Below are 16,292 nucleotides of genomic sequence, written 5' to 3'. Positions count from 1 at the left end.
CTATGATATGAAAAAGTAATTGGAGGTTCCTATGATTAAAACAGTTGGTATTGTTAGTCTTTCAAGTGGTATCTTGGGAGAGGCATTTGTTAAGCATGAATTGGAGCTTGGCCTTAAGCGTCTCAAGGACTATGGATTAGAAGTTAAGTTCTTACCTAATGCTCTCAAGGGAATGGACTATCTTAAGGCGCATCCAGAGGCGCGTGCGGCTGATCTCGTTCAGGCTTTTAAGGATGATGCTATTGATATGATTCTGTGTGCTATTGGTGGTGATGATACTTATCGCCTTTTGCCTTATCTTTTTGATCATCAGGAGTTAGAGCAGGTGGCAAAACAGAAGATCTTTCTGGGGTTTTCTGATACGACAATGAATCATTTGATGCTTCATAAAGTTGGTATCAAAACCTTTTATGGACAATCTTTTCTTGCTGATATTTGTGAACTGGATAAAGAAATGTTACCTTACACAGAGCATTATTTTAGAGAGCTTCTACAAACAGGAAAGATTTCAGAGATTAGACCCAGTCACCTGTGGTATGAGGAGCGAAGGGATTTTAGTGAAGATGCTCTAGGGACACAGCGGACCCCTCATACAAATTCAGGATTTGAATGGCTTAAAGGAGAGCCTAAATTTTCTGGGGAGATACTAGGAGGTTGCTTAGAGTCTCTCTATGATATCTTTGATAATAGTCGCTATGAGGACAGTGTGGTGCTGTGTCAAACCTATCAACTCTTTCCTTCTTTAGAAGAATGGCAAGGAAAAATCCTCTTTCTAGAAACCAGCGAAGAAAAACCGAGTCCTAGTCAACATCGTCAGATGTTAAAAAAGCTCAAAGAGACAGGTATCTTTAATGTTATCAAGGGCTTATTAGTTGGTAAACCTCAAGATGACTCTCACTATGAAGCCTATAAAGAAAATCTTTTAGAGATTGTTGATACAGATATCTCAATAATTTATAATCTCAATATTGGTCACGCTACACCACGCGCAATCTTGCCATTTGGTTGTATGGCTGATGTTGATGCAGAGGAGCAGGTTATTAGATTGAGATAACTAAAAAGCCCTATTGGGCTTTTTAGTTGCTATCTAGCTTGTAGTAACCCTGATTTTCAATAGTAGCTCCTATACTTGAGGCATAGATCCACTCTTGACCATTGAGGGCTTCAAAATGTTCTGACTTTCCTGTTAGAATCATACCTGAAAAAGTGAGTTGGTCGCTATTTTTAATCTTTTTGGATTTTTTGAGGTATTTCTTTAAGTCAGAATAGATATCAACACGGCCGATGGAGACTCTAGAGCCGTTTCGATATACTTTTTTCATATTTTGTAGGAAGAGATGGGGTGATTTTAAATTGTCAGGATCAGTGCCAAATTGGTAAGAAGTGGACCATTGCGAAGTATCTAATTTGGTATAAGTTCCAATCCAAAACCAATTTTGTTTGATTGTCTTAGGAATCTTCTTTTTAATTTCTTGATAGGTGTAAGGTTTATCAAAGGTTATGGCTACTTCAATAATCTGGTTGTTCATTTTACTCACTTGCTTGAGGTCTTGACTTGGACTTGTTTTGGCCTCATTTTTAGTGAACTGAACCTGTGTATTGTAAAATTGCGGGATTTTTTGCCGTGTTCCCCGGTCATAGAGGGCAGCTTTTGATGAGAAAGCGTCTCCTGGCGCAGAATCATAGGTACCTGTTAAATTGTAATAAGCTTCGTAGGGGGAGTAAGGGACTGGTATGCCATCTAAATCTTTAAACCGATCGGCATGAATTTTTCCAGTGAATTGGCCACTTGGGAAATAGTAAAGACTATCGTAAGAAATGTTTGGATAGGCGATTTGTGCCAATTGTTGATAGTTTTCGTAAATTTTTTGCCCATTCTTAGCTGTCAAGCTGCTTAGCCCTTTAAAAGAGATAATCAGGGCAAGTAGGCAAGCCAAAAGACTGAAGAGGCTTGTCTTTAGAAAAGTAATTCTTCGCCGTTTCTTGGCTAACTTGGCTAGTGGGTCAGTTGTTTTTATAGTGGTCATTTGGGTATCCTTTCAGTTGTAATTGTTTTTTGAGAAGCTGTCGCAGTCGCATCAGTCGGATTTTAATATTACTTTGGGAATAACCTGTAATGGCAGCTATTTCCTTAATCGAAAAGCCTTGAAAATAATAAAGGTCTAAAAGGAGTTGGGCCTTATCATCAAGTTGGCTGATAGCATCATACAGGTCATCGTAATCACCTAAATCATAGGCTGTTACAGCTTGTTGGGAAAAGAAGTCCTTTTGAAGAAGCTCATGGTAGTGTCTATCTCGCCGATAAAGATCAATGTAGCGACGTATGGCTGTACGGTACATCCAGGATCGGATTTTTTCCAAAGGTATAGAATAGTTACACTCGAGCATTTGAAGGAAAACATCTTGGGTGACATCTTGAGCCTGATTTGGTGAAACCCCAGAATTGACCAGATAGCCTATAATCTCTTGAGAATAGGCCATTAATTCTTGCTCATAAGCATCTAATTCAATAAGAATGTCCTCCTTGCACTTCCTTTTTCTTTTCACTAGTATAACGAATGACAGTGATAGATGGTTACATTTTATCAAAATTCTTTTAAAAGGGTATCTAATAATGTTGTCATTTTTATATTATTCATTTATAATGGAATGCAAGTTTAGCATTTAAGGAGATCGATATGATTAACAAACGTATGTTACAGCTTCAAACTAGTCGTTATCAGAAGTTACCTGCCTGGCTCATCTCATTATTAGCTTGTGGGATGGTAGAGGTTTTCTTTATTCTGGGTAGTCTGCTTGGAGGCATCTTTCTTGGAATGGGGATTATTCTAACTGTTTTGCTAAAAGGGGGTTCTGATATTATAGCTGAAATTGGAGCTCTCTCTAAGAATCCGCTAGTAGAGCTAGGAATCTTTCCTTTTGTGAGCCTTGTTTTATTTGCCTGGGTCAAGTGGTATGAGAAGAGACCTCTTAGTAGCCTAGGTTTTTTCAAACATCGTGCCTTGAAAGAGCTGGCTAAAGGTTGGTTCCTAGGCCTCTTGCTCTTTTCTCTAACGCTGACTTTAAGTTTTCTTTTGGGTGGTCTGGAGTTGCAGTCAGTTGATTTCTCTTTTAAAAGCCTTGGTTTTATCTTGCTTATACTTCCGCTATGGTTGCTTCAGGGGGGAACAGAAGAACTACTGACCCGTGGTTGGTTGTTACCTATTCTTGCTAAAAGAACTAATTTAGTTATTGCCATCATAGTATCAAATAGTTTGTTTGGAATGATGCACCTTGGTAATGAGCATGTCAACTTTTTATCTGTTCTTAGTATCATCCTTGTGGGAATTTTTTTGTCTCTTTATATGCTTAAAACGGATAATCTTTGGGGAGTGGCAGGCATTCACGGAGCCTGGAATTTTACACAAGGGAATATCTTTGGTGTTTCTGTGAGTGGAACCGCGGCTGGCCCATCTCTTCTCCATTTCACGCAAAAGGCTGGATCCCCAGATTGGATTTCTGGCGGAGCTTTTGGGACGGAAGGTAGTCTACTAACTAGCCTTGTTCTCCTATGTGCCACTAGCTATCTTGCTTGGCAATTATTAAAAGAAAAAAGAGTACTCTCCAGAATTAATTGAGGAAGTCACTTTATCTCCTAATCTCCTAACGTCAAGAGAACAGGAGCTTCTAAATGAGGTGGCACAAGGTTTCTCTAATCAAGAAATTGCTGATAAACTCTTTCTAACGGAACAGTACGAAACTACTTTACTTGTATTTTTTCCAAGTTAAATGCTAGTAATCGAACGGATGCTGTGAGGATAGCACAGGAAAAAGGTTGGCTGTGAGTGAGCGGCCCAACAGTAAGATAATGAAAGAGGTGTAAGACTTTCAAGAGTCTTACACCTTTTTATGATTAAAGTTTACTTTTTTCAAAAATAATTATAGCAAAGATTAAACTGAAAACGAGCATTGTAAGGGTTATAAGACTAGGTTGTAGCCAATCTTCAAGTTTAAAATTTCCGCTTAAAAGAGCGCCTTGTTTTTGAATGAGAAGCATGGGATTCCAATCTTTAGTGTTCTTGAAAAAGCTAGAAATGATAAAAAGTACAATACTTGCTAGGCAGGCCATCAGTGAGCCAGCTGTCTTACGAAAAAGGACAGAAAAGAGTAGAAGTAGACTAAGCAACAGGAGTCCAAAAAGCCACGAAGCTCCATAGGCCAAAAATTTATGATCTCCATCATTATTGAAATAATAGAGGGTATAAGCATAGTGGATAAGTGAACCAAGAACATAGGAGCCTGTCCATAGACTGGCAATTATGGTAAATTTTGCTAGAATGACTGTCTTTTTACTGAGCCCTTTGGTAACTAGATTAATCAAAGTCCCTCTGGCAAATTCTTGGGTCAAGGTCCCACTAAAAAGAAAAACGAAGAGGATAAGACCAAGTTGGTTGATATTTTTAAAATATTGCACATATGAGTCAAGGTAGTTAGGGTCGGGAATAGCTCCTTGTGCCTTCTTCGGTAGAATACCAGCTAGAATATCTGGCATAAGAAGGGCTGTTAAAGGTCCTAAAATTCCACAAACAGCACAGATAATAAAGAGAGCAACGACTTTATGACTACGTAAGTTTTCCATCCACTCTTTTTTTAACATTAAGCGAAAAGCTGTCATGTCATCACCTCCAAATACAAGTCTTCTAGGCTATCATCTAAGAGCTCAACTAAAGAAGGGGTGATGTCCTCTTGGACTAAATAGCGGTAAAAAGCTGCCAAAACTTGGCCTTTAGTCTGATGTTCTGGCCAGGCTAGAGTAACCTTGTAGGATTGGTCTTTTCTTTCTAGGGAGAATTGCTGAGCTAAGTATTTAGCTTGCTCCTGTGAAACCTTGATTAAGACATTGAGCTGATTTTTACCGATAGCCGCTCTCGCTCTTAATTCTTCTAAGTCATGAATGCCTGCCTTGGTCAGAACTAATACATGATCACAGACTTTTTCCACATCAGCTAAGATATGCGTGGAAAAAATAACAGTCTTTTGCCCTCGTAATCGGGAAATAATCTGAAGGATATCCTTGCGACCTTGAGGGTCAAGAGCAGAAGTGGGCTCGTCACAAATCAAAATCTTGGGATTATGAATGAGGGCTTGCGCTAGACCAAGTCGCTGTTTCATCCCACGAGAAAAGCTAGCAATTTTTTGCTTATTCTGAGCCAGACCAACTTCTTTTAATAGCTTATCAATAGGTAAACTGTTACGGTTTTGTGCCAAGCCAGCACAGAGTTCTAAGTATTCTCTGGCTGTCATATAATCATAAAATTCAGGAACATCAGAGAGATACCCAATTTCTTGGTTACTAGTGCTTTTACCAAAAGTCACCTTCTGGCCTAAGACTGAAATCTGCCCAGCATCAACTTTCATGAGTCCTAAAATCATTTTGATAGTGCTTGTTTTCCCAGCCCCATTTGGACCAACAAAACCATAAATGTGATTGTCTGCTAAGGCAAAGGAAACCTGATTTAAAATGTGCTTGTTTCCAAAGGCTTTGGAGACACCTTGAAATGTGATGGCAGTCATTCATTTTTCCCTTCTAAACTGAGAAAGACAATGGGGCCAAAGAGGTTGATAAAAATAATAATCAGCACCCAGACAGTTTTTGATAAGTATTTTGTTTTGCTCATCTTCCGTAATTTGAGTAAGGCGATAATGATTAAAAGAACTTGTAAGAGTATGAGTGGAATGAAAAACGGTAGGAATTGGCTTGGTATATTAGTGTTCATCAGTGTTCTCCTTTTTGAGTTGCTCAAGGTCTTCAAGCAAGTCTTGAAAAGCTTTTTGTTGACCCAGAGGTTGTAAGTTTGGACTTTTAACTAAGCTTATAACGCGTTCAACTAGGGTTTGCGCACTGCTTGGTGGTTGCGTTCCAGTTGGTAATTCCTCTAACCAAGGGTCAATGGCATCGAAAAAGTGATCACCATGTAGTTGGAATTGCTGGAGTAGATTTTTGGTAGCTTCTACGAGCTCTTTGAGGTAAGAAATAGCCTGCTTAGGCTTATATTCAACAGAATGACAAGCCAAGCCATAGTAGCAGGAAATGGCAGTATTAGGGTGCAAGCTCTTTAACTGAAAGGTGGTCATTAGTTGCTCTAGGCGCGAGAAGATCAATTCTTGCCGATTAGCACTTTCATAAACCGTTAGGTTTAAAAGGTATTGACAAATCAGCGGAATCTGCTGATAAATTTCGACTTGTAGAACTTGTTTAGCTTGAGTGATGTCTCCCTTTGCCGCAAAGCTATTGGCCAAAAACAATTCTTCACCTAGTTTATAGGGACGGTTTTGATAAAGTGAGATAATCTCATCATAGTCTTTGTTTTGGAACAAGATAACCACTTTGAGCATAATAGCTGCTTGAAGGTCAGATTCGACGGTGGTTTTACTGATGATACGATTAAGTATATCTAGTAACCAAGGGTTATTGTTAACTTGCTTAGTGTTACTTAATACTAACTGAATCAAGATCAGTAGGGTTTTGAAATCACTGATATGCTGCTTGGAAAGTTCTTCAGCCTTTTTAACAACATCGTCGTCACTCATATGGTTCATTTCTTTTTTGAGTTGATGAAAAAGGGCAGATCGTTCTGAGTCAGATAAGGTTTTTTGAAAACCAACTAAGTCATCTAAACTCATATCAAAAAGCTTGGCTAGTAGAATTAAATAATCTATATCTGGTTTGGCTTGATTATTCTCCCACTTGGAAATAGTAGCCTTGGTTAAATGCAAATAGTCGCTCAGTTTTTCCTGGGTCATTCCCAGGCGCGTACGCTCTAAGAAAATAGTATCTCCAATCATTAGTGAACTCCTTTCACCATCATTATAAAGTTTCCAAAAAGAAAAATAAAGTTCTAATATGGAAACAGTTTGGAGAGGAAGTTTCCTCCAAGTAATAGGCGAGGCTTACTTAAAAATAAGTAATGCTTGGTTAGTGCCTGTGACATTCCTAACTGCATTGGAAGTTCCTCTCTTGTTTGATAAAGCATTTTTTCTAAGTTCATTTAGTTGATTGCTTTGACTACTCTAAAGGTGTTTTTGCTGGGCACATTGCCTTAGCCTCTTAGGTTTAGGGAGGTATGGTTGGCTTTAGTAAAGCAAATGATGTGTGCGAGTAGCCACTTGTTAAATCATTCTCTTAGATCATAATACTAGAGTAAAAAGTTCCTAAGAATAGGAAAGGATTGCATAAAAAAACTGGCAAAATATGCCAGTTCTTTTATGTTTTCCAAGCTTAATAAAGGAGGATTAGTTGAAAAATTTGCTTGCCCTTTCATTTTCAAAGGCATGAGATTGATAACCGTTGGCTACAACTTGCCCACTATGTGTCACTTGGTTTAGTTGTCCTTCTTCTTCCATGGCAATTGTCATGACTTTATCGCCATTTGTGATGATATCACCATTAATGGTTAATGATTCTACTTCCCCTCCGTTTTTTATAGAAAGGGCATAAGCAGGTAATTCGATATTGACACCTTTTACAAGTGATAATCCTAGTCCCCCGTGTGTGATAATGTCCCCGTCAATGACAATTTTACCGACTTTTTTAGAGATTTGGATACCAACTGCTCCATCATTATATGTTCTCACATTGTGGAAATAGCCTTCTTTTAAAGTACCATCATATTGGTTATACGCACGTGCTCCTAAACCATAGGTAGAAATACCTTTTTCAGCTTTGAAGTAATCAACGGTACCAAAGTTGACAAAGCCAACTCCAGATGGCCCGTAAGAAATGACTTCTTCATTGACAATCCATTCATGAACAAGGCCCCAAGCATCAAGAACCATGTCGTTGACACCATAAGTGACGACTTTACCATCTTGGACTAATTTTTCAACAGTAGTACCGTAAACAATAAAGACAGCACCAGTGATGAAATCAGAAACACCTTGTGGGATTAACCCTGTAGAATAAATGTCTTTTAATTCCATACGTGGTACTTTGACTTGTCCACCTTGGTCATTAAAACCAGAAATAAAGACACCAGAACCGATAACAGGATGTCCTTCAGAACCAATAGAAAGACCAGTAATATCTGCAGTTACTACGCTATCTTGACTAGGATTGAAGTTGTATAGGGTAAAGGCTCCCTGAAGAACATTTACTCCATATTTTTGAGGTTGTTCAAGATAGGTTCTAGTGTCAGCGCTATTGACATGTACCTTTTCAACAGTCACATCAGCAGTTAGGGTTGGATTTCTAAAGATTAGAGAAACTTGTCCATCAACTTCAAGGTTTTTCAAGTTAATCTTGCCAAACTCTTTTTCTACTTGTTGAGGTATCATCATAATAGCTTTTTTATCCTGCATAGCCACGATGGATAAATTTTCAAGGCTGCTTTCTCCATGTAGGATAAGACCATCAGAGTGTGAAAAGAAGAGTGATGGGAGTGTTCCGTCTTCCTGAGCAAGCCCTTTTAACGTTGTGCCTTTTGGAAGGTTAATGGGGTATGACAGTGTCATGCTACGGCTTATTTGAATGACTTCCACACCAGTAGTGAGGGCTTCTATAAGTTCAGTGGTATTTGCTACAGTAATCATATGTGCTACCTCGTTTCTTTTTGATAAGTTACCATCATTTTATAACTATGTAGTAATAATTGCAAGAGAAAAACCTAAGACGCTAAAGATTTTTTAAGAAGTCGCATATCTCTGCCGAATTGGTCCCTAACTTGGTTCTGGTATTGGTAGCCACTTTTTTCATAAAGTCCGACGTGCTCAGTCACGACATATATGATACGATCCTTTTTTTCTCTGGCGATTTCTTCAAGAGCTTTCACTATTTTTGTGCTATAACCCTGTCCTCGGTAGGAAGGGTCTACATATATTGTTGATAGAAATGGGCTAAAAGAGTATGTTTCTTTATCAAGGATATCTCGTTCAAGAAGAGCACCAAAACCAATCAAGGTCAGCTGTTGATTGGTGATGACAATAATCTCATCTCTGCTATCTAAATCCCCATCTTCAAGCCTTTTGACTAAGTGAGGACCGGCTTTCCAGTCAATTTCTTTCATTTGATTTAAGAGGACATCTGGGTATTGTGCTTTTTTATTTAAGCGAAAAATCTTAGTTTCCATCTAATCACCTACTTTCTAATAAGTTGTAAGAACTCTTCTGTTGATAGGGTTTGCCCCATAAGAGGGAATATGTTGTCAATTGGGAAATTGTGGAGCTCTCTTGTTGCGGCGCCCATAGCGTCGGTAATAAAAAATTGATTATAGGCATACTGATAGGCATCTCTGGCTGTTGAATCAACGGCTGCATGAGTTGAAATACCACAGAGGACTAGGTTTTCAATCCCTCGGCGTCGTAGTTGTAAATCGAGATCTGTCCCAAAGAAGCCACTGAATCCTCTTTTGTTGACGATATAATCAGAATCAGTAAGGTCAAGAAGCTCTGCAAATTGTGAAAATTCTGGTGCAGGATCTTTTCCTGGCAACTCTTTCATAGCGTTAGGGTGTAATTTATCTTTACCATCATGGAATTGGACACGAATAAAGGCAATAAAGGCATCTTGTTGGCGGAAAGTGCTAACCAATTTATGAGCATTTTTAAGGATTTCCTGAGTAGAATGCGGCTGTGTCGGCATTTCTAAAATACCTTTTTGCAAATCAATGATTAGAAGTGCTGTTTTCTTTAAATTTAGGGTCTTTTCCATTTGCTTTTCTCCTTATCTAATTTAAAAGAGTTTATGCTGGCTAAGTGTCAGTCATTGACATGTTACTATATAGTGATATATGATATCATTGTAATGAAAAGTTTTAAAATTGACAAGAGAAAAGTGTCATAAGGAGGGATTCAATGAAAAATGCTCTGCAATTATCCAAAAAAGAAAGAAATCGAGCTGTTCTGGTCATGATGGTTGGCTCCTTTATTGCTATTATAAATCAAACGTTATTGGCAACTGCTTTACCGGAAATAATGGTTTCTTTCCATCTCACCTTACATTCAGCGCAGTGGATCACAACTATTTTTATGTTAGTTAATGGGATTATGATTCCTATTTCTGCTTATTTGACTACTAGATATACTACAAAAGGGCTTTACTTTACAGCTATTACGCTTTTTATGATAGGCAGTCTTTTTTGTATTATGACCCCATTCTTTTCAGTTCTACTCCTAGGTCGTGTTATTCAAGCTATTGGTGCAGGTATCCTTATTCCTCTTATACAGGTTGTCCTTTTAGTGGCTTTTCCTATTGAAGAAAGAGGGAAAGCCATGGGGGCTTTTGGACTCGTCACAGGTTTTTCACCTGCTATTGGACCGACCTTGTCTGGCTGGATTCTTAGTCATTTTAGGTGGCCAGCTATTTTTATACTGGTGCTTATTGCTATGATTATTAATTTAGGGTTTAGTCTTTTTACTCTTAAAAACATGAGTGAGACGCATGAGATGCATTTGGACCTTATATCAGTTTTCTTATCAACACTTGCATTTGGTGGTTTCCTATATGGTTTTAGTAGGGCTAGCTACGCTGGTTTTAGTGATGTCACTCTATGGTTTGTACTTGTGGTATCGACCTTAGCCCTAGGAGCTTATATTGTTCGTCAAAGGCAACTAGAAGAGCCGATGCTTAATTTTGATGTCTTAAAAGAGCGGACTTTTCTTCAATCTTGTTTAATAATTATGATTATGTTTGTTATTTTTAATGCTTCAATGACGTTACTGCCTTTCTTTATTCAAAAAGTTTCTGGCATGACTGCTTTTCAAAGTGGACTCCTTCTACTACCTGGAGGCTTAATGATGGGTATCTTAGCTCCTGTCACAGGCAACCTTTTTGAAAAGGTGGGGGGAAGGTCTTTTGCCCTTATTGGTATGGCGTTAATAGCCTTTAGTGCTTTGGTCCTCTCTTTTTTTAATGCGAGAACAAATGGGTGGTTGATCAGTCTGGTCTTTATGCTTTTAATGGCAGGGAATGCTTTCATCTTAACGCCCTTGACAACAGAAGGAATGAATGCCCTTCCAAATAAACTTATCCCTCATGGTAGTGCTATGAATAGTACGATGCGGCAACTGTTTGCGGCTATAGGAACAGCTATTTTAACAAGTCTAATTGGTACAAAGACAAACGTGACACTGGGCTTCCAATTTGTTTACCACTTCATTACTATTTTTGCCCTTATTGGACTTTTCCTAGCTTATAAGCTGAAAAAAAGGTAAGATGAAGTTGATCTTAAAAATAGTAGTATGGAAAGTGGTAAGGTCTTGCAAGTGGTTGAAAGAGAAATCTTCAAAAAAGGCCCTTGATCCATATGGTTCAAGGGTCTTAGTAGTATTGGGTGACTGTGTTGACATTTTTTAGGGGAGAAAGAATCCATTAACCATGAGGGAATTGAGAGCAGTAAGGGTTACCAGTTTTTACAAGGATTAAAAAGAGAGCTTTGTTAATGATACCAACGGTAGAGCAACTAACAAAACTCAGCTTGCAATATTCTATGTTAAAGGAGTAAAGACAGATGATGTTTCTTGCATTTCTTTAAGATGACATCAATTAAACATGTAAGACTAGAGAAGTAGCAGTAATTTTAAAAGGTGTTTAAGAACTTATAACATGGTAGATATGATCATCATCAGTAGGAGGGCATTATGAAAGCAGTGTATAGTCGAAAAACAGGAGATAGTTCACATATTATTGTAGGGGAGTTTCCAATTCCGGAAATCAGCGAAAACAAGGTTTTGATAAAGGTTCAAGCAGTTCCAGTCAATTATGTGGATACCTATATTCAGTCTGGAGCCTATCAAACGGAACTTCCAACTCCCTTTATTTTAGGACGTGATGCTGTCGGACAAGTGGTTAAAGTTGGAAGGTCGGTAGACAGTTTTTCCGTTGGTGATCTCGTTTGGACTAATAGTATGGGGTATGATGGACGTCAGGGAGTAATGAGTGAGTTTGCCTTAATCCCCCAAGAGCGCCTTTATCATGTTCCAGATAATGTGAACCCTCTTCAGCTTGTTGCCGCTGTCCATTCTGCTGCAACGGCAAGTATTGTGCTAACGGACATTATCAGAATCAAGCAAGGTGAGACCATTCTAATCGAGGGTGCTGGAGGTCACGTTGGCAGCAAATTAACCGCCCTAGCTTCAGCCATGGGGGCGAGAGTCCTAACAACGTCTCAGGAAAAAGATTTTAAAACCTTAACAGACTTGGGCAGTTGTTGGACGCTTGATTATCGTAGTCAATACAAATCACAAATTCTAGAACAATATCCTGAAGGGATTCAATATATTATTGATACCTCAGGCAAAGTAAGTCTCCAAGATAATAGTGATCTTTTGGCTTTTCAGGGAACAATTGTTCTGATTACGAGCCCTAAGGATAAGGTGGCTCATTTTGACAGTAAGCATTTTTATATGAATTGCCAACAAATAAAAGGTTTTGTTATTAGTCGCTGCAGGCTTGAGCAACTTAACAAAGCAGCCATGACAATCAATTCTTATTTTGCAGAGGGAAAACTTTTAGAGGACGACATACGGATTATGACATTTGACGCTGCAGCGTCAGCCTATCAGTTATTAAAAGAGGGTGCTGAAAGGAAGAAACTTGTCTTAATCCCATAAGCTCGCCCCTCAAAATGTTTAATCGGCTTTCATTCCTTTTTGAGCATAATAAGCTTTTAAGATGTCTTTTGTAATGCCATGTTTTTTATAAATAGCATCAGCTTTCTGGGTTAATGTTTTTAATTTATTTTCTTGAGAACGGGTCAGTTTTTTGAAGTTGTGGTATTTCTGATTTAGCTCACGTTGGTAAGTATAATAGTCTTTAAAATAGCTATTTAACTGTGACTTGTCAGAATGACTTAAGTTTGATTTGGAAACTAAGTCAAGTGCTTCAGTTTTAGAGTGCCATCTCTTGTCGCCCAGTTGACTGTAAAATGTTTCTAAAAGTTGTTGATGCTTTTCGTTAAGTGTGTTGATTTTTTTAGTAAGGGATTTTTCATAAGATGTTAGTTTGTCAGCTCGAATGGTCTTAATTCTTTTTTGGATCTTATCCATTTTAGAGTAGATTGGTTCAGCTTCTTTGTCTGCATCGGCTAATTTTTTTTCAACGCTTTTCACATTTATGTTAAGAGAGCTGGAATGGGTTGTGTCATCAGCATAGGTTTTAGCTTGGTAGGTGCCAGCAAAAGCTGAGAGGGATAGGAGTGTGATAAGTGATAGGGATTTAAAATATTTTAAGTTCATCATGTGACGGACCTTCTTTCTTTTTTATGACTTTATGTAATGAGTATAGCTTAAAGAAAGGAATAATTCTTAGAAATTCTGAGGGAATCATGTGGCAAAAGTGTGGCAGTCGAAGACGAGAATAAATTGCGTTTTGTTAGCTTGACTATTAACCAAAATGTCTCCTTTATGTTGATTCATAATCTCCTTGACCATTGCTAGGCCAATACCGGTTTGTCCCTCTTTTCCTTTATAAAATCGTTCAAAAATATGGGGAAGGTCTTTGCTCGAAATAGCAGGACCGTCATTTTCAATGATGACTTGATTTGCTTTTAAGGTGATGTTAATGTTACTTTTGGCATAACGTAATGCGTTACTAACAATATTAGTGATGGCTTTTTGAAGTAGCTCTTCATTTCCCTCAATAGCAAAGGCTTGGTTAGTATGACTGTAGGTTAATTCTAGGCCTTTTTGGTGGGCGATTGGTTTAAAATAGGACACACAATTACTAACCAGGTTATCCATGAGAATCTTTTCTTTTTTGGGATGACTACTACCATCTAGCCGTGATAAAAGCATTATATCATCAACCAGTTGTTTCATTTTTTGGCTTTCTTGCAAGATAATAGTATAGGCTAATTCTTCTTGGATAATTCCCTCTTTCATGCCCTCTGTGTAACCTTGGATAGACATTAAAGGTGTCCGTAGTTCATGTGAGGCATTTTGAAAAAAGGTTAATTGACTAGCTTCGGCCTGTCGGATACGTTTGGTCATCTCTTGACTTTCTTTGAGGAGAGGATCAAAATCAGAAAAAACGATGTGTTTGTCTGTAGTGTTTGTAGGCTTCTGATCACGCCATAAGTTAGAAATGTAGGTTTGGACGGACTGGATAGATTCTCTAATCCCTAAAAAAGTTTTTCCCATGATAAACAACATGATGATAAACATGAGAACTAGGCTAACTATCAAATAAAAGTTAATCTGGTTGATAAGGTTCTGTGTGTAGGTGATATCAGCAAAATTGATGACATGGTAGGTTCGATCTTGTTTTGTGCCTGTTTTAGTCACCAAACCATCTTCGAAAACACCGTCGTAGTCTTTTCCCATAACATAGTAGGTTTTTTTCTTAATGGGGATAAAAAGGCCTTTTCGTCTATTTGGTTTGAGGTGATGCTGCTTTAAATAATCTAGTATCAGTAGGCTTTCTTTTTTTTGAGGTTCATTAGCATATTTGATCTCTTGTTTATCATCATAGATAGTATAGTAAGCCCAAACAAAGACACTATCTTGATTTTTTGAGGGATTGTCTGGAATATTTTTGTGGGCATTGATACTATCTAGGATAGTAAAATTACTCTTCATTGCATTTTTGGTCATGTCATGCACATAATCCTTTGCAACATAGTTCAGAGAAATGTAAATCATACAGAAACCTAAAAAGAGCATAATGCTATTGATGAGGAACATATGGTTAATAAGGTTTTTTCGTTTCATAATACCTCTTCGCTTAATTTAAAGCCATAACCCCATATAGTTTCAATAACAACAGGGCTCTGGTGTTGGCTTAATTTTTTACGTAAACGTTTAACAGTGTCATCAACAGCTCGACTTTCAATGTCTTCAAAGCCCCAAATACGACTGAGCAATTCTTCCCTAGAAAAAGCCGTTCCTGGTTTTTCAATTAGAACCAGTAAGAGGTCAAATTCTGTTTTTGTTAAGGAAATTTCATTATCAGACAGAAGTGCTAAGCGCTTTTCTGAATCTAGGCTAAGTTCTTTATAGGTAAAAGTTGACTTTTTATCAGCATCTAAAGCATGTGTCCGTTTTAGAAGAGATTTGACATGTAGACTTAGTTTTATTGGTGAAAAAGGTTTTGTGAAGTAATCATCAGTTCCTAAATTAAAGGCGGTGATAAAATCTGCATCTGAATCCCGAGCTGTCAGCATGATGATAGGAAGGGATTGATCCTTTTCTCTGATGGCTTTCATAATAGTAAGGCCATCTGTTCCTGGCATCATAATATCTAAAATAACAAGGTCTGGTTTTTTGATGAGGAATTCTTGATAGAGTAAATCCCCATTCTCAAATGCCTTCACGAGAAAGCCATCATGTTCTAAAAAGGGTGTCAATAAGTCACGAATATTTTTTTCATCATCTGCTAGGTAAATGAGTTGTGTCATTTTAAATTTAGTTCCTTCTACGTTAATCTATTTTAGTTGTTTAGTGATATACCACCTCAAATATAACAAAAAATTCTTTTTTTGGCTTAAGAAATATTGGGCAAAATTGTGGCAATTCTTATACTAGATGTTTTGTCATGTCAAAAAACCTTTAGCTATTTTGTAGCTAAAGGAAAATTAATTATTAGGGGAGGCCGAGGCCTTTACGGCACTAACTTAAGATATAGGCCAAAAGAGATAAACCGAAAATGTCTGCTATGGCATGACTGATAAAGAAGGGCAGTAAATTTTGTGGTTTTAGTTTACGATAGATAACATAAAAGAGAATACCTAATATCAAACTGATTCCAAGAGCGCCAGCAATTCCTTGATAGGTGTGGAAACTAAATCGGATCAGTAAAGAATATAAAAAGGCCCATTTAGTAGCATCTGGCTTTACAGCCAAACAAAGTCCTAAAAAGAAAAATTCCTCGTAAAAACCGTTTAAGATAGAGTAAAGAATAAGTGAGATATCAAATTGTGGCCAAATTGCTAGGACAGTTGGGGATAAGAGTTTTGGAATATTGTAAGAAACTAGGTTAAAGATATCCATGCAAAGAGCAATGAGCATAAATAAGCCGATTGCTTGAAGAAGGACACGAGGACTAAACTGAATTCTTTCTTTAAAATAGTTAAAGTCAAAGCGTCGCCATTTTAGATAAAGAAAAGCTAAAAATAACCAGCAGCTCTGCATGGCTAAGCTCTTATAATTATCTAAGGGAGAGAAGGTGAGGTTTTGCTCAAGGCTAAGAGTTTGTTGTTGAAGAGCTAAATACTGTGAGGTAGAGTTTATAATGCCTTCTCCAAATAAGATAATAGTAAGACAGAGGAGGTCAAACCATCTCAAAAATGTTCGTTTTTCTTGCATAAGTGATCCTTTCTTTT

Annotated in this window: 17 protein-coding genes and 1 pseudogene; 5 read left to right on the top strand and 13 right to left on the bottom strand. The window is 37.8% G+C overall.

Going from position 1 to position 16,292, the window contains the following annotated elements; all coding sequences use genetic code 11:
• Positions 1-31 precede the first annotated feature (31 nt).
• Positions 32-1,054: a S66 family peptidase gene (locus STRPS_RS03705; protein WP_007895454.1), complete on the top strand. Its 1,023-nt coding sequence runs from the start codon at positions 32-34 to the stop codon at positions 1,052-1,054.
• 22 nt (positions 1,055-1,076) lie between these two features.
• Here the strand turns inward: STRPS_RS03705 and STRPS_RS03700 are convergent, their stop codons facing one another.
• Both STRPS_RS03700 and STRPS_RS03695 read right to left on the bottom strand, forming a co-directional pair.
• Positions 1,077-2,027, bottom strand: coding sequence for a sigma factor regulator N-terminal domain-containing protein (locus STRPS_RS03700; RefSeq protein WP_007895289.1), 951 nt, complete (start codon positions 2,025-2,027; stop codon positions 1,077-1,079).
• Entirely contained in the window at positions 2,005-2,517 is a 513-nt protein-coding gene (locus STRPS_RS03695) for an RNA polymerase sigma factor (protein ID WP_100068861.1), read from the bottom strand. Before STRPS_RS03695 ends, STRPS_RS03700 begins: the two co-directional genes overlap by 23 nt.
• Before the next feature lie 161 nt (positions 2,518-2,678).
• On the opposite strand from STRPS_RS03695, the gene STRPS_RS03690 reads away from it, so the two are divergent.
• Complete coding sequence (locus STRPS_RS03690) at positions 2,679-3,617, top strand: CPBP family intramembrane glutamic endopeptidase (protein WP_007895317.1); 939 nt, start codon at positions 2,679-2,681, stop codon at positions 3,615-3,617.
• Positions 3,589-3,824, top strand: a pseudogene (locus STRPS_RS10365) (response regulator transcription factor); the annotation flags it as partial. The gene STRPS_RS03690 and the pseudogene STRPS_RS10365, both read left to right, overlap by 29 nt.
• A gap of 68 nt (positions 3,825-3,892) precedes the next feature.
• Here STRPS_RS10365 and STRPS_RS03685 read toward each other — a convergent pair.
• The 7 genes from STRPS_RS03685 to STRPS_RS03655 form a co-directional block, all read right to left on the bottom strand.
• Entirely contained in the window at positions 3,893-4,654 is a 762-nt protein-coding gene (locus tag STRPS_RS03685) for an ABC transporter permease subunit (protein WP_007895546.1), read from the bottom strand.
• Positions 4,651-5,553 carry an ABC transporter ATP-binding protein gene (locus STRPS_RS03680; protein ID WP_007895354.1) on the bottom strand — a complete coding sequence of 301 codons (903 nt, stop codon included), beginning with the start codon at positions 5,551-5,553 and terminating at the stop codon, positions 4,651-4,653. The genes STRPS_RS03685 and STRPS_RS03680 overlap by 4 nt, the downstream gene beginning before the upstream one ends.
• The gene (locus STRPS_RS03675; protein WP_007895386.1) at positions 5,550-5,756 is read right to left on the bottom strand and encodes a PLDc N-terminal domain-containing protein; all 207 of its coding nucleotides are present in this window, start codon (positions 5,754-5,756) and stop codon (positions 5,550-5,552) included. Before STRPS_RS03675 ends, STRPS_RS03680 begins: the two co-directional genes overlap by 4 nt.
• Positions 5,746-6,825 (bottom strand): helix-turn-helix domain-containing protein, encoded by a 1,080-nt coding sequence (locus STRPS_RS03670; RefSeq protein ID WP_007895594.1) that lies wholly within the window; start codon positions 6,823-6,825, stop codon positions 5,746-5,748. The genes STRPS_RS03675 and STRPS_RS03670 overlap by 11 nt, the downstream gene beginning before the upstream one ends.
• A gap of 447 nt (positions 6,826-7,272) precedes the next feature.
• Positions 7,273-8,568 carry a hypothetical protein gene (locus tag STRPS_RS03665; protein ID WP_007895500.1) on the bottom strand — a complete coding sequence of 432 codons (1,296 nt, stop codon included), beginning with the start codon at positions 8,566-8,568 and terminating at the stop codon, positions 7,273-7,275.
• A gap of 74 nt (positions 8,569-8,642) precedes the next feature.
• On the bottom strand, positions 8,643-9,104 hold the full coding sequence (locus STRPS_RS03660) for a GNAT family N-acetyltransferase (RefSeq protein WP_007895265.1): 462 nt from the start codon (positions 9,102-9,104) through the stop codon (positions 8,643-8,645).
• A gap of 8 nt (positions 9,105-9,112) precedes the next feature.
• Positions 9,113-9,685 carry an isochorismatase family protein gene (locus tag STRPS_RS03655; RefSeq protein ID WP_007895333.1) on the bottom strand — a complete coding sequence of 191 codons (573 nt, stop codon included), beginning with the start codon at positions 9,683-9,685 and terminating at the stop codon, positions 9,113-9,115.
• Between the two features lie 143 nt (positions 9,686-9,828).
• Here STRPS_RS03655 and STRPS_RS03650 point away from each other — a divergent pair, with 143 nt between their 5' ends.
• On the top strand, positions 9,829-11,187 hold the full coding sequence (locus STRPS_RS03650) for a DHA2 family efflux MFS transporter permease subunit (RefSeq protein WP_007895596.1): 1,359 nt from the start codon (positions 9,829-9,831) through the stop codon (positions 11,185-11,187).
• A gap of 426 nt (positions 11,188-11,613) precedes the next feature.
• Positions 11,614-12,585, top strand: coding sequence for an alcohol dehydrogenase catalytic domain-containing protein (locus STRPS_RS03645; protein WP_007895534.1), 972 nt, complete (start codon positions 11,614-11,616; stop codon positions 12,583-12,585).
• Between the two features lie 18 nt (positions 12,586-12,603).
• On the opposite strand, the gene STRPS_RS03640 is transcribed toward STRPS_RS03645, so the two are convergent.
• The 4 genes from STRPS_RS03640 to STRPS_RS03625 form a co-directional block, all read right to left on the bottom strand.
• Complete coding sequence (locus tag STRPS_RS03640; protein ID WP_007895496.1) at positions 12,604-13,212, bottom strand: hypothetical protein; 609 nt, start codon at positions 13,210-13,212, stop codon at positions 12,604-12,606.
• Positions 13,213-13,296: 84 nt separating this feature from the next.
• Positions 13,297-14,682 carry a sensor histidine kinase gene (locus STRPS_RS03635; protein ID WP_007895359.1) on the bottom strand — a complete coding sequence of 462 codons (1,386 nt, stop codon included), beginning with the start codon at positions 14,680-14,682 and terminating at the stop codon, positions 13,297-13,299.
• On the bottom strand, positions 14,679-15,368 hold the full coding sequence (locus STRPS_RS03630) for a response regulator transcription factor (RefSeq protein WP_007896490.1): 690 nt from the start codon (positions 15,366-15,368) through the stop codon (positions 14,679-14,681). Before STRPS_RS03630 ends, STRPS_RS03635 begins: the two co-directional genes overlap by 4 nt.
• A gap of 211 nt (positions 15,369-15,579) precedes the next feature.
• Entirely contained in the window at positions 15,580-16,275 is a 696-nt protein-coding gene (locus STRPS_RS03625) for a CPBP family intramembrane glutamic endopeptidase (RefSeq protein WP_007895332.1), read from the bottom strand.
• Between the last annotated feature and the right edge of the window lie 17 nt (positions 16,276-16,292).

Origin of the sequence: Streptococcus pseudoporcinus LQ 940-04 (assembly GCF_000188035.1) — a bacterium.
Lineage (GTDB): Bacteria > Bacillota > Bacilli > Lactobacillales > Streptococcaceae > Streptococcus > Streptococcus pseudoporcinus.
This window is presented reverse-complemented; position numbering and strand designations above follow the sequence as displayed.

Bases quoted from the DNA above. Each gene is read 5' to 3' on its own strand.
- STRPS_RS03705 (WP_007895454.1), top strand. From the start codon at position 32: ATGATTAAAACAGTTGGTATTGTTAGTCTTTCAAGTGGTATCTTGGGA.
- STRPS_RS03700 (WP_007895289.1), bottom strand. From the start codon at position 2,027: ATGACCACTATAAAAACAACTGACCCACTAGCCAAGTTAGCCAAGAAA.
- STRPS_RS03690 (WP_007895317.1), top strand. From the start codon at position 2,679: ATGATTAACAAACGTATGTTACAGCTTCAAACTAGTCGTTATCAGAAG.
- STRPS_RS03685 (WP_007895546.1), bottom strand. From the start codon at position 4,654: ATGACAGCTTTTCGCTTAATGTTAAAAAAAGAGTGGATGGAAAACTTA.
- STRPS_RS03680 (WP_007895354.1), bottom strand. From the start codon at position 5,553: ATGACTGCCATCACATTTCAAGGTGTCTCCAAAGCCTTTGGAAACAAG.
- STRPS_RS03675 (WP_007895386.1), bottom strand. From the start codon at position 5,756: ATGAACACTAATATACCAAGCCAATTCCTACCGTTTTTCATTCCACTC.
- STRPS_RS03670 (WP_007895594.1), bottom strand. From the start codon at position 6,825: ATGATTGGAGATACTATTTTCTTAGAGCGTACGCGCCTGGGAATGACC.
- STRPS_RS03665 (WP_007895500.1), bottom strand. From the start codon at position 8,568: ATGATTACTGTAGCAAATACCACTGAACTTATAGAAGCCCTCACTACT.
- STRPS_RS03660 (WP_007895265.1), bottom strand. From the start codon at position 9,104: ATGGAAACTAAGATTTTTCGCTTAAATAAAAAAGCACAATACCCAGAT.
- STRPS_RS03655 (WP_007895333.1), bottom strand. From the start codon at position 9,685: ATGGAAAAGACCCTAAATTTAAAGAAAACAGCACTTCTAATCATTGAT.
- STRPS_RS03650 (WP_007895596.1), top strand. From the start codon at position 9,829: ATGAAAAATGCTCTGCAATTATCCAAAAAAGAAAGAAATCGAGCTGTT.
- STRPS_RS03645 (WP_007895534.1), top strand. From the start codon at position 11,614: ATGAAAGCAGTGTATAGTCGAAAAACAGGAGATAGTTCACATATTATT.
- STRPS_RS03640 (WP_007895496.1), bottom strand. From the start codon at position 13,212: ATGATGAACTTAAAATATTTTAAATCCCTATCACTTATCACACTCCTA.
- STRPS_RS03635 (WP_007895359.1), bottom strand. From the start codon at position 14,682: ATGAAACGAAAAAACCTTATTAACCATATGTTCCTCATCAATAGCATT.
- STRPS_RS03630 (WP_007896490.1), bottom strand. From the start codon at position 15,368: ATGACACAACTCATTTACCTAGCAGATGATGAAAAAAATATTCGTGAC.
- STRPS_RS03625 (WP_007895332.1), bottom strand. From the start codon at position 16,275: ATGCAAGAAAAACGAACATTTTTGAGATGGTTTGACCTCCTCTGTCTT.